The sequence below is a fragment of the Stenotrophomonas sp. UBA7606 genome (genome assembly GCF_002477705.1).
GTDB lineage: Bacteria > Pseudomonadota > Gammaproteobacteria > Xanthomonadales > Xanthomonadaceae > Stenotrophomonas.
This window is the reverse complement of record NZ_DLJW01000031.1, coordinates 23,208-37,061: the sequence shown is the minus strand read 5'-3', so window position 1 is coordinate 37,061 and position 13,854 is coordinate 23,208. Positions and strand designations below refer to the sequence as shown.

General features: G+C 66.3%; 12 protein-coding genes and 1 tRNA gene. 5 read left to right on the top strand and 8 right to left on the bottom strand.

Annotated features, from left to right (window positions below; translation table 11 throughout):
- Positions 1-346 precede the first annotated feature (346 nt).
- The gene (hisS, locus tag B2527_RS05055) at positions 347-1,756 is read right to left on the bottom strand and encodes a histidine--tRNA ligase (RefSeq protein WP_293706445.1); all 1,410 of its coding nucleotides are present in this window, start codon (positions 1,754-1,756) and stop codon (positions 347-349) included.
- Between the two features lie 110 nt (positions 1,757-1,866).
- Here hisS and B2527_RS05050 point away from each other — a divergent pair, with 110 nt between their 5' ends.
- Entirely contained in the window at positions 1,867-2,625 is a 759-nt protein-coding gene (locus tag B2527_RS05050) for a Crp/Fnr family transcriptional regulator (protein WP_312367963.1), read from the top strand.
- An 85-nt stretch (positions 2,626-2,710) separates the two neighbouring features.
- Here B2527_RS05050 and thrC read toward each other — a convergent pair whose 3' ends face one another.
- The 3 genes from thrC to thrA form a co-directional block, all read right to left on the bottom strand.
- A complete protein-coding gene (thrC, locus tag B2527_RS05045) occupies positions 2,711-4,006 on the bottom strand; it encodes a threonine synthase (RefSeq protein WP_293706444.1) in 1,296 nt (431 codons plus the stop codon).
- Between the two features lie 85 nt (positions 4,007-4,091).
- Entirely contained in the window at positions 4,092-5,012 is a 921-nt protein-coding gene (locus B2527_RS05040) for a homoserine kinase (RefSeq protein WP_293706446.1), read from the bottom strand.
- An 11-nt stretch (positions 5,013-5,023) separates the two neighbouring features.
- Complete coding sequence (gene thrA, locus B2527_RS05035) at positions 5,024-7,528, bottom strand: bifunctional aspartate kinase/homoserine dehydrogenase I (protein ID WP_293706443.1); 2,505 nt, start codon at positions 7,526-7,528, stop codon at positions 5,024-5,026.
- On the opposite strand from thrA, the gene B2527_RS05030 reads away from it, so the two are divergent.
- Positions 7,507-7,881 carry a hypothetical protein gene (locus B2527_RS05030; RefSeq protein ID WP_293706442.1) on the top strand — a complete coding sequence of 125 codons (375 nt, stop codon included), beginning with the start codon at positions 7,507-7,509 and terminating at the stop codon, positions 7,879-7,881. The genes thrA and B2527_RS05030 overlap by 22 nt on opposite strands.
- Positions 7,882-8,013: 132 nt before the next feature.
- Here the strand turns inward: B2527_RS05030 and B2527_RS05025 are convergent, their stop codons facing one another.
- The 4 genes from B2527_RS05025 to kdsA all read right to left on the bottom strand — a co-directional run bounded on the left by B2527_RS05025 (position 8,014) and on the right by kdsA (position 10,878).
- Positions 8,014-8,952, bottom strand: a complete 939-nt coding sequence (locus B2527_RS05025) for a DMT family transporter (RefSeq protein WP_293706441.1) — start codon at positions 8,950-8,952, stop codon at positions 8,014-8,016.
- An 88-nt stretch (positions 8,953-9,040) separates the two neighbouring features.
- Positions 9,041-9,781, bottom strand: a complete 741-nt coding sequence (locus B2527_RS05020; RefSeq protein ID WP_293706440.1) for a helix-turn-helix domain-containing protein — start codon at positions 9,779-9,781, stop codon at positions 9,041-9,043.
- 53 nt (positions 9,782-9,834) lie between these two features.
- Positions 9,835-9,911: transfer RNA gene (locus B2527_RS05015), tRNA-Arg, on the bottom strand.
- 121 nt (positions 9,912-10,032) lie between these two features.
- Positions 10,033-10,878 (bottom strand): 3-deoxy-8-phosphooctulonate synthase, encoded by an 846-nt coding sequence (gene kdsA, locus B2527_RS05010; protein ID WP_293706439.1) that lies wholly within the window; start codon positions 10,876-10,878, stop codon positions 10,033-10,035.
- 254 nt (positions 10,879-11,132) lie between these two features.
- On the opposite strand from kdsA, the gene B2527_RS05005 reads away from it, so the two are divergent.
- The 3 genes from B2527_RS05005 (at position 11,133) to B2527_RS04995 (ending at position 13,850) form a co-directional block, all read left to right on the top strand.
- On the top strand, positions 11,133-12,665 hold the full coding sequence (locus B2527_RS05005; protein ID WP_293706438.1) for an aldehyde dehydrogenase family protein: 1,533 nt from the start codon (positions 11,133-11,135) through the stop codon (positions 12,663-12,665).
- Between the two features lie 119 nt (positions 12,666-12,784).
- The gene (locus B2527_RS05000; RefSeq protein ID WP_293706437.1) at positions 12,785-13,072 is read left to right on the top strand and encodes a DUF4190 domain-containing protein; all 288 of its coding nucleotides are present in this window, start codon (positions 12,785-12,787) and stop codon (positions 13,070-13,072) included.
- A 7-nt stretch (positions 13,073-13,079) separates the two neighbouring features.
- Entirely contained in the window at positions 13,080-13,850 is a 771-nt protein-coding gene (locus B2527_RS04995) for a class I SAM-dependent methyltransferase (protein WP_293706436.1), read from the top strand.
- Positions 13,851-13,854 lie beyond the last annotated feature (4 nt).

Sequence of the window (13,854 nt, the reverse complement as noted above, 5' to 3'; positions counted from 1 at the left end):
GCGAGCCGCAAAAGCGAACCCCTCCCCGCCCCTCCCCTTCGCTACGCGAAAGGGAGGGGGCGGTAGTGCCGAGTCATGCCCGGCAGGGGCTTTACCGGGCAGGCCACAGCCGAGCATGGCTCGGCTCTACAAGGGCCAGCTCGTCCGCCAACGGCCAAAAGCGAACCCCTCCGCAGCCCTCCCCTGCGCTGCGCGAAAGGGAGGGGGCGGTAGTGCCGAGCCGTGCTCGGCAGGGGCTTTGCCGGGCAGGCCTCAGCCCAGCTTGGCCTGGCTCTACAAGATGCACTGGGGGTTGACCTCGCCAACACCGGGCATAAAAAAAGCCCCGCAATGCGGGGCTTTTCGATCAGCGCGCCATGGCGCGAGTCTGTTCCAGCTCCACCTGCAGGGTGGAGGCCAGCTCGTCCCGGGCCACTTCGAACTGCTGCTCGCGCAGCAGGTCCTTGACCGCCACCACGCCACGCGCAAGCTCATCCTCACCGGCCAACACCACGAAGCGGATGCCCGCCTTGGCGGCGTACTGGAACTGCTTGCCGATCTTCTTCGGCTCCATCTGCACTTCGGTATTGATACCGCCAGCACGCAGACGACGGGCGATGTCCAGCGACTGCGGCATCGACGCCTCGTCCATCAACGCCACCATCGCGTGCACACTGCTCTCGGCAATGCCGTCGATCAGGTTGGCTTCGCGCAACTGCCAGAACAGGCGGGTCAGGCCGATCGAGATGCCCACGCCCGGCAGCTTGGACTTGGTGTAATGGCTGGCCAGGTCCTCATAGCGTCCGCCCGAGCAGATCGAGCCGATCTGCGGGTGATCCACCAGGCTGGTCTCATAGACAGTGCCGGTGTAGTAGTCCAGACCACGGGCGATGGAGAAATTCAGGCAGTAGGCGGTTTCCGGCACACCCAACGCCTTGACCAGCTCCAGCACCTCGCGCAGTTCGGCGGCACCGGTACGCAGCGATTCGCTGGCCGACTCGCCGGCCGCAGCCAGCACCGCGTCGATCTGCGCCAGCGCATCGGCATGCGAGCTGGAACGCACCTCGACGAAGGACAGGATGCGCTCAACCGCGTCGGCGGGCAGACCAAAATCCGGCCCAACCAAAGTCTCACGCACGTAGTCAGGCCCCCGCTTGTCGAGCTTGTCGACCTCGCGCAGCACCAGCGCCTGCTGGCCGGCATCCACCACGCCCTGTGCTTCGAAGAAACCACGCATCAGCTTGCGGTTGTTCAGCTGCACGGCGAAATTGCCGATGCGCAGCTCCGAGAACACCGCGTAGATCACCGCCAGCACCTCAGCGTCATAGCGGATGCTCAGGGTGTCCTTGCCGATCACATCGACATCACACTGGTAGAACTCGCGGAAGCGACCGCGCTGGGCACGCTCACCACGGTAGACACGCTGCATCTGGTAGCGGCGGAACGGGAAGGTCAGGTCGTGCTCGTGCTCGGCCACGTAGCGGGCCAACGGCACGGTCAGGTCGAAGCGCAGCGCCATTTCCGGCAAACCGCCCTTGTCGGCCGATTCAGCCGCATTGGCCAAGGCGCCGGTGGACTGCACGAAGTACACCTGGCGCTCGGTCTCGCCACCGGACTTGGTCAGCAGCACATCCGACAGCTCGAACACCGGGGTTTCCACCGGCAGGAACCCGAAGCGCTCGTAATTGCGGCGGATGACGTCCAGCATGCGCTGGAACGCGATCTGCTCGCGCGGCAACAATTCCATGATGCCGGGCGGGGTACGGGGCTTGATCACGGGCGAAACTCCTGCAACTCAATGGGGGAAACGGAGGCCAATTCTAGCCGGACACCGCCCTTCTGGCCGCATGAAGTATCATTCACGTTGTTTATCCCCACGTGCCCGCCATGTCCCGGCCAGCCCAAGGCTCCGAGCAACACCCTGCCACGTCCACTGCCGAGGAAGGCAAGGGCGTGCGCGAGTGCCTGCAATGCTCGGTCCGCCACCTGTCGGTGTGTTCGGCGCTGTCCTGTGATGAAGTGCACGCACTGGAGCAGATCACTGTCTCCACGCCCGTAGCGATGGGCTCCACGCTGGCCCGTGCCGGCGAACCACGTACTTATGTCTATACAGTGACCGAGGGCGCGCTGCGCCTTGTCCGCACCCTGGCCGACGGCCGTCGCCAGGTGAATGGCTTCGTGCTGCCGGGTGACTACCTAGGGCTGAGTGGCAGCGACCACCACCGTTACGACATCGAGGCCATTGCCGACAGCCGCGTCTGCCGGGTGCCCACCACCCAGATGCGCGACCTGCGCCAGCGTTACCCGCACCTGGAGCGCAAACTGCTGCAGCGCGCTTGCCAGGAGCTGGACGCGGCCCAGGACAATGCCCTGGCATTGGCACGCCTGCAGCCGCCAGAACGGCTGGCCGACTTCCTGCTGCGCCTGGCTGCCCGCGAGGCCACCCTCAATGGCCACAGCAGCAACCGGGTCTCGCTGCCGATGGGGCGCGGCGATATTGCCGACCACCTGGGCCTGACCATGGAAACGGTGAGCCGAACCTTCACCAAGCTGCGCCAGCAGGGCCTGATCGCCCTGCCCCACCTCAACGTGGTCGAGATCCTGGACTTCGCCGGCCTGCAGAAGCTGGCCAACGACGAGCTCTAAGCCCCGTAGTGCCGAGCCATGCTCGGCAAGGGTGTTACCGAAAAACCCCAGCCGAGCATGGCTCGGCTGTAAGTCTGCAGGTGTCTTACAACAGCTTTTCGCGCAGCGCGCTGTATTCCGTGGCGCAGGGCTCGGCATGCGCCGGACGCTTGAGCAGTTCGGCCAGTGCCGGCGGCACCGCCACCTCGCGGCCGATCAAGGGTTCCACCACCGATTCGAACTTGGCCGGGTGGGCGGTTGCGGCCACCGCCCAATGCTCGTCGGCCGCGGCCTCGCCACTACGGCGCAGCTGCTCCAGCACATGTACCGCAGTGGCCGTATGCGGGCAGAACACCTCGCCAAACTGGCTGTAGCGGGCGGCAATCGTGTCGCGGATGGTCGCATCGCCCACCGCGAACGACTGGAAAGCACCGCGCAGGGCCGCATCGTCCCCGGCATACAGCCACCGCAGGCGTTCGAAGTTGCTGGGCGCGCCCACGTCCATGGCGTTGGCCAGGGTGGCGACACTGGCCTTGGGCTGGTACGGGCCACCGGCGAAGTAATCGGGCAGCACGCGGTTGGCATTGGTTGCCAGCACGATGCGGCCCAGCGGCACGCCCAGCGCGCGTGCCATGATCGCCGCCATCGCATTACCGAGGTTACCGGTGGGGATGACGAAATTCAGCAGCCCGCCATGCGCCGCACGGTGGCTGAGCGCGGCGTGCGCGTAATAGCTCATCTGCGGCAGCAGGCGGCCCAGGCTGATGCTGTTGGCTGAACTCAAGGGCACCTGTGCCTGCAGCTCGGCATCGCCGAGCGCCTGCTTGGCCATGGCCTGGCAATCGTCGAACGAGCCGGCCACCCGCAAGGCGCGGATATTGCCCCCCAGGCAGCCGAGCTGATGCGCCTGCCGCGGCGACACCCGCCCGTCCGGGTACAACACCACCACCTGCAGATTGGGCTGGTTGTGGAAAGCGGCGGCAACCGCTGCGCCGGTGTCACCCGAAGTAGCCACCACGATGGTCAGCGGTCGCGCCTGACCTGCGCGCACGCGCGACAGGCTGGCGGCAAGAAAGCGCGCGCCAAAATCCTTGAACGCGGCGGTTGGGCCGTGAAACAGCTCCAGCACATGGTCATTGGCAGTAGCCAGCGCCTGCAGCGGCGCCGGGGAATCAAATGCCTCCGCGCAGATGGCCGGCAACGCCTGGGCCAGGCCATCGCCTGCGAAGAAGGGCTGCAACAACGCCGCGGCGGTTTCGGCCAGGTTTGCGCCCGGCTGCAGCTCACGGGCCGCCGGCAACTGCTCCGGAACGTACAGGCCGCCGTCAGGTGCCAGCCCTGCAGCGATGGCCTGGCTCAGGGTGGCGACGGGGGACGCATTACGGGTGGAAATGAAGTTCATTCGAAAATCCGCAAAGTTGAAAGGTGATGCCATGGCCTGTGCCAGGAGGAGCAATCACCGCCCCTCCTACGGACAAGCGGTAGATTCAGAGCAGGCGCGCACCCGGGCTGTTGACCGGGGTAACCCAGCTTTGGCTGCCAAAGCCGGCCGCGGCGAACGCTGCCTGCACCTTGGTTGCGGCCGCCAGCGCCCCGTCGCGGTCCTCGAACCAGGCAAACACGCTAGGGCCCGCTCCGGAGATGCTGGCGCCCATTGCCCCGGCCGCCAATGCCGCCTGCTTGGCCGCATCGAAACCGACGATCAGCGGCGCGCGACGCGGTTCGACCAGCACATCGGCCAAGCCCGCCCGCACCAGCCCGGCGTCGCCGGCATGGCAGCCGGCCAGCACCAGCGCCAGATTGCTGCTCTGCGCGACAAACTCCTTCAGCCCATAGCTTCCCTGCAGTGCCTCGCGTGCGCGGCGGGTTTCCAGCAGGGCATCGGGATGCACCAGCAGGCTGTGCCACTGCGCCGGCACCGACACCGGCACCAATCGCTCCAAGGTGCACAGCACCAGCCCCCCGAGGAACATCGGCCCCAGGTTGTCGCCATGGCGACTGCCGCTGGCCACCGCCTCCCCGTCCAGCGCGAACGGATACAACTGCTCACGGCTCAGCGGCACATCCAACAAGGCATTGGCCGCGACCAGCGCGGCCACGCATGACGCCGCCGAGCCGCCCATGCCGGAGCTGAGCGGAATGCCCTTGTCGATCTCCAGCTCGAAGCCGTAGGGCAGCTGCAAAGCCTCGCGCAACGCGATCAATGCCGCACCTGCGGTATTGCGGGGCGCATCCAACGGCAGTTCGATCGCGGTGCCCCGGATGGCGGCAATACGGACTTCGGGGGCATCAATGCGCCGCACCGTCACCGTATCGCCCACATCGGGTACCGCATAACCGAGCAGGTCAAAGCCAACTGCCACGTTCGCCACCGAGGCCGGCGAGAACGCCCGCGCCTGTCGTTCCATCACCGCCTCACTCACAATCGCGCTCCCTCGCCCGCTGCCACCCGCAGCACATCGGCAAACACACCCGCCGCCGTCACTTCCGGGCCCGCACCCGGGCCCTGCACCACCAACGGGTTGTCGCAGTACCGGCGGGTGGTGAACTGCACCACGTTGTCGGTCAGGCGCAGGTTGGCAAAGGCATGGTCGCCCGGCAGTTCCACCAGGCCCACGCTGGGCTGCTGACCGGGCTTGAACTGCGCCACATAACGCAGGACATTGCCGCGCGCCCGTGCATCGGCCAGGCGCTGGGCAAAGCTGGCATCCACCTCGTGCAGGCGCGCCATGAAGTCGTCCACGCTGGCGCCCTGCAGTGCCGCCGGCACCAGGCTCTCCACCGCCACGTCTTCCAGGCTCAGCTCGTAACCGGCCTCACGGGCCAGGATGACCAGCTTGCGTGCCACGTCCACGCCGGACAGGTCATCGCGCGGGTCCGGCTCGGTGTAGCCCATGCCACGTGCCTGCGTCACCAGTTCGGCGAACGGCACGCTGCCGTCGTATTTGTTGAACAGCCAAGCCAGGGTGCCGGAGAAGATGCCGGCAATGGCGGTCACCTCATCACCGGTATCCACCAGGTCGCGCAGCGTGGTGATCACCGGCAGGCCGGCGCCCACCGTGGCTTCATAGCGGAAACGCGCACCGGTGGCCGCGGCCGCCTCGCGGATGGCCTGGTAACGCGCCAGCGGACCGGAACCGGCCTGCTTGTTCGGGGTCACCACGTGGATACCGGCCGCCAACCAACCGGCATAGCGGTCGGCAACCTCGGCACTGCCACTGCAGTCGATGATCAAGGTGTGCGGCAGGCGCGCCGACAACAGGTGATCGGTGAACTGGTCCAGATCGCTCGGCAACGACGCATTCTCGAATGCTGCCTTCCAATTGCCGTGGATACCGCGCTGGTCCAGCACCATGCGGTTGCGCGAGGTCACCGCACGCAGGCGCAGATCCAGCTTGGCCTTGGCCAGCAGAGAGGCCTCGGAGGCGTACAGCTGTTCCAGCAGGGCCGCGCCTACATTGCCCGGGCCGATCACGCCAACCGAGAAGGTCTGCGGCGACAGCCAGAAACCGGCATGCGCAGCACGCAGCGCCTTGGTCGCATCGCTGCCATCGATCGCCACCGAGATATTGCGCTCGGACGAGCCCTGCGCGATCGCCAGGATATTGACCTGGGCCCGGCCCAGCGATTCGAACAGACGAGCGGCCACACCCGGCTGCCCGGCCATGCCATCGCCCACCGCTGCCAGCACGCTGACATTGGGCTTGAGCTGCACGCGCTGCACCTGCCCGGCCGCCAGTTCGTGCGAGAACGCCTGGGTCAGCGCAAGCCGGGCACGTTCGGCCTCGGCCTGCCTCACCACGCAGCAGATGGAATGTTCGGACGAGCCCTGCGAGATCATCACCACCGACACATGCGCATTGCGCAGCGCCGAGAACACGCGCTCTGCCGTGCCCGGCACGCCGATCAGGCCGGTGCCTTCGACGTTGACCACGGCCAGGTCCGGGCTCAGGGTCAGGCCCTTGATCGGGCCGCTGCTGGAGCTGTCCGAGGTGATGCGGGTACCCGGATGGTCGGGCTGGAAGGTATTGCGAATGATGATCGGCAGGCCGCGCTCGATGGCCGGCGACATGGTCTGCGGGTGCACCACCTTTGCGCCGAAATAGGCCAGTTCGCAGGCCTCGTCGTAGCTCAGTGCGTCCAGCTGCACGGCTTCGGGCACCACCCTCGGGTCGGCCGACAGCACGCCGTCGACATCGGTCCAGATATGCAGCTCATCGGCCGCGAACAGGGCCGCAAAGATCGCGCCGGAAAAGTCACTGCCATTGCGGCCAAGGGTGGTGATGTTGCCCTTGCGGTCGCGGGCCACGAAGCCGGTTACCACCAGCCGCCGCGCCGGATGCGACTGCCGCCACAGCGCCAGCTTGGCCGCGCTTGACTTCCAGTCCACGTCCACGCCCAGCTCGCCGTGGTTGACCACCAGTACATCGCGGGCGTCCAGCACATCGGCGTCCTCGCCCAGCGCCTGCAGGTGGTGGCCCAGCAGGTGCGCGGAGAACACCTCGCCCAGCCCCTGCACGCGGTCCAGCACTTCCTGCGGCAGCTCGCCGATCACCGCCAACGCCGCGAGGATCTCGCGCAGGCGTTCGAAACGTGCGTCCAGCCATTCGATGGTGGTGCCGGAGTGCTCGCCCAGCAGCGCCGCAGCGGCAGCGCGGTGGCGCGCACGCAGCTCGTGCCAGCGATCATCCCAGCCCGGATCGGCCTTGGCAGCCGCCCTGGCCAGGTCGATCAGCGCATCGGTCACGCCCTTCATCGCCGACACGACGGTGACCTGCACCACCTCATCGCGGGCCAGCAGCAACTGCGCCACATGGCGGTAACGGTCGGCATCGGCAACCGAGGTGCCGCCGAATTTATGTACGACGGTGCGGACGGCGGCGTCCGTGGCGAGATCGGCGGGTGAAGCAGCAACTGACGACATCGGAAGAACCTCGGCTGGAGGCCCCGACACGCATCTGGATGGAGTTCCCCCGCATCCTGATCCGGGTGCGGGGCCGTGGTTTTCGGAAATTACGCGAAGACGACGGACCGCACCGGGCTAATGGTGACGGTAATAGTGGTGGTAATGGCGCCGCCGAGCCGGCGCGCATCCGCGCCGCCGAAGGGCGGTTGCGATGCGTTGGCGGTGGGCTGCTGGCGGCTCATGCAACCAAGAGACACCAGCCGATGCAGGGCTGTCAAGTGCTGCGCCGCAAAAAGGTGTTTGAAGTCAACGTCGGCGAAGCTGCCGCTAAAAGTTGCAAATGTCATCAAGCGACAACGTCGGGCATCTAACACCCAAGCATCCACCATCAACGCGCCAACGCTCGTCCCAACGCCAGCGACGCCCCCTCATCGAGCTGGCCTTGCCGCAAATCGAAAGTGCCAGCCAGCGGGCACTTTCGACAGCTGACTGCGCAACCCGACTCAGGCCGACTCCGCTGCGTGCGCCTGCGGACGATGCGCAGCCGCACTCCAGACCACCCCGGCCACCAGGCAGACGGCTGCCAGCACCTCCACCGGCAGCGGCCAGCGCTGCTGCCACAGGAAACCATAGAGCAGCCCGAACAGGGTCTCGAATACGATCATCTGCCCGCCCAGGGTCAGCGGCAGCGCGCCGCGGTTCCAGCAGGCATTACCCAGGATCGAGGCAAATACCGCCACCGCGGCCGCCATCGCCCAGAACCCGACCCACTCACTTCCCGAATGTCCGTGCCCACCGCCGGCAAACGCAAACGGCGCCAGCAGCAACGCCAGCCCACCGGTGGCGACACCGGTCAACAGCGACCAATCATGCCCGGACACCTCCGGCACCTTGGCCAACCAGCGCGTATTGCCCACCGAATAGGCCGTCCACGACAGCAACGCACCCACGCCGCACAGCAGCCCGATCAAACGCTGGCCTGCGCTGCCCTGCACATGGCTGGAACCCATGGCCTCCACCCCCATCAGCACCACGCCGGCCACACACAGCACCAACGCCGGGGCCAAGCGGGTCAACGGGACCGCACCTGGCTCGCGCGCGCCGACCACCGCCACCAGCACCGGCACCATGCCAACGATCAGCGCCGCCGCCGCACCACCGCTCCATTGCACGCATAGCGACAGCAGCACGAAGTAGATCAGATTGCCGAGCAGGCTCAGCCAGGTCAGCGCCGTCCATTCAACTTTGCCGATGCGCGCACGCAACGCCGGCCAGCGTGGCACCAGCAACACCACCGCGATCAACCCATAGACGAGGTAGCGCGCTGCGGCCAGTTGCAACGGGGAAAAATCCGACAGCACCGCAGGCGCCAGAAATACCAGGCCCCACAGTGCGCCCGAGGCCACGCCATTGGCGATACCACCCGCCATCCGATCTTTCATCAAACCACCCACGTCCTGAGCAACCGCCACAGCTTCCGATGGCTGCAGCCCTGTGTATTGACCGTACCTTCGCCGTTTTTGGCCCAGGCTACGCCTGCAGCTGGCGACGGTAGTGTCCCGGGGTGACGCCAAACTCACGCCGCATGGCCCGGGTAAGCGCGCTCTGGTCGGAATAGCCAGCCTGCTGTGCAATCCGTGCCAGCGGTAGTAGACCTTCGGCGAGCCGCTGCTGCGCCCATTCCAGCCGTTGCCACTGCAGCCATTGGGCTGGGCTGCAGTCCAGCTCGCGACGAAATGCCGCGTGCAGCGCGGTCAGCCCCAGCCCGGCCTCGCTGGCCATGCGCGCCAGCGGCCAGTCCTGCCCCGGTGCAAGCCGTATCCGTTCACACAAGCGCTGCAAACGCCCCTCACGGCGGTGCCGGCCCGGCGCGAGCGCCGCGTCCAGCAGCAATGGCAGCACCTGCCGCGTCACGGCTGGCGCCAACTGCGCCCGCCCCTGCGCCATGTGTTCCACATACGCCAGCAGATGCCTCGCTGCGGGAGGCAGCGCAAAGAATGGACGCTGCCGCCCGGCCTCCAGCTGCGCCTCGTCCAGCCGCGACGCATCGCAGTCCACGATCACGAAACGATTGCGACCCTGCGACTGCTGCACGTGCAGGGCACCGGGCGCAACAAGCGCCGCACGCTGCAGGTCCAGCCGCCCACCGCGCCCCTCTATCTCCAGCTCAAGCATGCCGTGCAGCGGCAGGACCAGCTGCACGTGCGCATGACAGTGGCCATGACCGGTACCGCCATAGCTGCGAAAGCTCAGGGAATCGTCGGCATGCATAGCGGGCACCGCGAAACAGGCAGTGCGGCCCGGGGCCGTCGGCCATACGAGGGTGGTGGCCCCGACACGATTCGAACGTGCGACCTGTCCCTTAGGAGGGGACCGCTCTATCCAGCTGAGCTACGGGGCCAAAACGGGGGACAAGAGTACAGGCTAAGGCCTGCCACCACCAGCGCCACCAGGACCCACTCCACCAGCGAAAAAGAAAGGACCGGTGACGATCACCCCCACCGGCCACACCTGCACCCGGATCAGGCGATATCCAGCACCGGGAATGACTTGACCAGTTCATCCAGCGCCTTGATCTGCGCCAGGAAGGGCTCCAGCACGTCCAGCGGCAGCGCGCTGGGGCCATCGCAACGCGCGTTGTCCGGGTCCGGATGGGCTTCCAGGAACAGGCCGGCAATGCCAACCGCCATGCCGGCACGGGCCAGTTCCACCACCTGGCGGCGACGGCCGCCGGACGCTTCGCTACCCGCGTCACGGCGCTGCAGGCTGTGGGTGACGTCGAAGATCGCCGGCAGGCCGCCGGTGGCTTCGATCATCTCGCGGAAGCCGAGCATGTCCACCACCAGGTTGTCGTAGCCGAACTGGGCGCCGCGCTCGCACAGGATGATCTGCTCATTGCCCGCCTCACGGATCTTGCTGACGATGTGCTTGATCTGGGTGGGGCTGAGGAACTGCGGCTTCTTGATGTTGACCGCGCGCCCGGTGCGGGCGATGGCGGTGACCAGATCGGTCTGGCGCGCCAGGAAGGCCGGGATCTGCAGCACGTCCACCACTTCCGCCACCGGCGCGGCCTGGGCCACTTCATGCACGTCGGTGATCACCGGCACGCCAAAACGCTGCTTGACCTGTTCGAAGATGCGCAGCCCTTCTTCCAGGCCAACGCCACGGAAGGAGTTGATCGAGGAGCGGTTGGCCTTGTCGAACGAGGCCTTGAACACGTACGGGATGCCCAGTTTGCCGGTGACCTGTACATAGCGCTCGGCGGCATACAGGGTGGAGTCCAGGTCCTCCAGCACATTCAGCCCGCCAAACAGCACGAAGGGCAGGTTGTTGCCAACCACTACCCCATCGGAAATCGTCACGTTCATCTGTCTATCCTGTTGAATCCGGGGAAACCCCTGCCAAGGGTGGCGAATATGGCCGAAAAACGCCAAAAGCGACAGCGCTTCCCTGCAGCACAGCCCCGTCCGCACAGCCGCCGGACCCGGCACACGCCGTCTTATCGGCCAGACCACCCCCGACGGGGCCAATCGGTTCACTCTGATACTATGTAGTACTCATTCCGTCGCCCCACCCGAAGTTCCCGACGGCGCCAAAATCACGTTAAGAAACAGGAGTTTGAATGTCTTCCGAGCTGCTCAAGGCCTTGGCTCTGGATGCCACCAACGCTGGCACCTACATGGGTAACGGGGAATGGTCCGCCGCAACTGGCGCGGGCGTCCTCAAGCCGCAGAACCCGACCACCGGTGAAGTGATCGCCGAGGTCCAGGCCACCACCGAGGCTGATTACGAAACCGTCATCGCCCGTGCGCAGGAAGCCTACAAGGTATGGCGCACCACCCCGGCGCCGCGCCGTGGCGAAGCCGTACGCCTGTGCGGCGAAGCACTGCGCAAGCACAAGGACGCACTGGGCTCGCTGGTCGCGCTGGAAATGGGCAAGTCCAAGCCGGAAGGCGACGGTGAAGTGCAGGAGATGATCGACATCGCCGACTTCGCCCTGGGCCAGAGCCGCATGCTGTACGGCTACACCATGCACTCCGAGCGCCCCGGCCATCGCATGTACGAGCAGTACCACCCGCTGGGCCTGGTCGGCATCATCTCGGCCTTCAACTTCCCGGTCGCGGTGTGGAGCTGGAATGCGTTCCTGGCCGCCATCTGTGGCGACATCTGCATCTGGAAGCCGTCCAACAAGACCCCGCTGACCGCCATTGCCACGATGAAGATCTGCAATGAGGCGCTGAAGGACGGCGGCTTCCCGGACCTGTTCTTCCTGATCAACGACGCAGGCACCGCATTGTCGGAAAAGATGGTCGACGACCGCCGCGTGCCGCTGATTTCCTTCACCGGTTCCACCCAGGTCGGCCGCACCGTCAACCAGAAGGTTGCCCAGCGCCTGGGCCGCTGCCTGCTGGAACTGGGCGGCAACAACGCCATCATCATGGACGAGACCGCCGACCAGAAGCTGGCCGTGCCGGGCATCGTGTTCGGCGCCGTCGGTACTGCCGGCCAGCGCTGCACCACCACCCGCCGCCTGATCGTGCATGAATCCATCTACGACAACGTGCTGGCCACGCTGATCAAGGCGTACAAGCAGGTCGAAGGCAAGATCGGTGACCCGACCGACGCCGCCAACCTGATGGGCCCGTTGAACAGCCCGGAAGCTGTGCAGCAGTTCCTGGCCTCGATCGCCAAGGCCAAGGCTGCCGGTGGCACCGTCGAGACCGGCGGCACCGCCATCGACCGTGCCGGCAACTTCGTGCTGCCGGCGATTGTCACCGGCCTGAAGAACAGTGATGAGATCGTCCAGCACGAGACCTTCGCACCGATCCTGTACGTGATGAAGTACAGCACCCTGGACGAAGCCATCGACATGCAGAACGGCGTGCCGCAGGGCCTGTCCTCGTCGATCTTCACCCAGAACCTGAAGACCGCCGAGAAGTTCCTGTCGGCAGCCGGCAGCGACTGCGGCATCGCCAACATCAACATCGGCACGTCCGGTGCGGAAATCGGTGGCGCCTTCGGTGGCGAGAAGGACACCGGCGGTGGCCGCGAGTCCGGCTCGGATGCATGGAAGGTCTATATGCGCCGCCAGACCAACACCATCAACTACTCCGACTCGCTGCCGCTGGCCCAGGGCATCAAGTTCGATCTGTAATGGTGCAGCCCCGGCCATGGCCGGGGCGATGCGCGAGCAGGCAGCCCAAGGGCTGCCCCCCTCCGTCCCCGCTCCCGTTTGTGCGAGTGGGGCTTTCCACAGCTGAAAAGGAGTTCCCGATGAGCGTACCCGCACCCCGCCAGACCAGCAGCTATGCCATCGTCGCCCTGGTCGCCGGCATCCTCGGCTGGACCCTGCTGCCCTTCCTCGGCAGCCTTGCGGCCATCATCTTCGGCCACATGGGCCGTGCCGAGATCCGCCGCAGCAACGGCCAGCTCGATGGCGACGGCCTGGCCGTCACCGGCCTGGTGCTGGGCTGGCTGTCGGTAGCGATGTGGGTATTGGTGGTCGTGGTGTTCGTCGTGTTCTTTGGTGGCCTGGCGTGGATCGCCGCCTTGAACTCGTGAGCGCCGCATGAGCCGGCTCGACGCCACCCAACGCTTCAGCAGCCGCGTTGCCGACTACGTGCGGTACCGGCCGGGTTATCCGCCCGCATTGATCGACTGGCTGCACCATGACATCGGCGTAGGCGCCGATGCTCTGGTCGCTGATGTCGGCGCCGGCACCGGCATTTCCACCCGCATGTTTCTTGAAGCCGGCCATCCGGTGATCGCCATCGAGCCCAACGCGCAGATGCGCGAGGCTGCGGCGCACTGGCTGCTGCCACAGTTCCCGCAGTTGCAGTTGCTGGATGGCACCGCCGAGCACACCACCCTGCCCGACGACAGCGTGGATCTGGTCAGCGCCGCACAGGCCTTCCATTGGTTCGACACCGCAGCGGTGCGCCAGGAATGGGCACGCACCCTGCGCCCCGGCGGCCTGGCCCTGGTCTACTGGAACTCGCGCCTGCTGCAGGGCTCGGCCTTCCTGGAAGCGTACGAGCGGCTGCTGATCGATTACGGTACCGACTACACCGAGGTCGCCGAGCGCTACCAGAGCGACGAGGAAATGCGCACCTGGTTCGGCAATGGGCTGCGCGGCATCGCCAGCTTTCCCAACGTGCAGTACCTTGACCACGACGGCTTGCAGGGCCGCCTGCTGTCCTCCTCGTATGCGCCGCAGGCGGGCCATCCCCGTCACGCCGCGATGCTGGATGCATTGCGCCAGTTGTTTGCCGACCATGCCGTGGATGGCAAGGTCGCATTTGCGTACCAGACCCGCGCCTTCATCGGCACGCTGACTTGAGCTT

Coding starts and splice junctions, on each gene's coding strand:
- B2527_RS04995 (WP_293706436.1), top strand. CDS start 13,080: ATGAGCCGGCTCGACGCCACCCAACGCTTCAGCAGCCGCGTTGCCGAC.
- B2527_RS05005 (WP_293706438.1), top strand. CDS start 11,133: ATGTCTTCCGAGCTGCTCAAGGCCTTGGCTCTGGATGCCACCAACGCT.
- B2527_RS05025 (WP_293706441.1), bottom strand. CDS start 8,952: ATGAAAGATCGGATGGCGGGTGGTATCGCCAATGGCGTGGCCTCGGGC.
- B2527_RS05040 (WP_293706446.1), bottom strand. CDS start 5,012: ATGGAACGACAGGCGCGGGCGTTCTCGCCGGCCTCGGTGGCGAACGTG.
- B2527_RS05000 (WP_293706437.1), top strand. CDS start 12,785: ATGAGCGTACCCGCACCCCGCCAGACCAGCAGCTATGCCATCGTCGCC.
- B2527_RS05050 (WP_312367963.1), top strand. CDS start 1,867: ATGTCCCGGCCAGCCCAAGGCTCCGAGCAACACCCTGCCACGTCCACT.
- kdsA (WP_293706439.1), bottom strand. CDS start 10,878: ATGAACGTGACGATTTCCGATGGGGTAGTGGTTGGCAACAACCTGCCC.
- thrC (WP_293706444.1), bottom strand. CDS start 4,006: ATGAACTTCATTTCCACCCGTAATGCGTCCCCCGTCGCCACCCTGAGC.
- B2527_RS05020 (WP_293706440.1), bottom strand. CDS start 9,781: ATGCATGCCGACGATTCCCTGAGCTTTCGCAGCTATGGCGGTACCGGT.
- thrA (WP_293706443.1), bottom strand. CDS start 7,528: ATGTCGTCAGTTGCTGCTTCACCCGCCGATCTCGCCACGGACGCCGCC.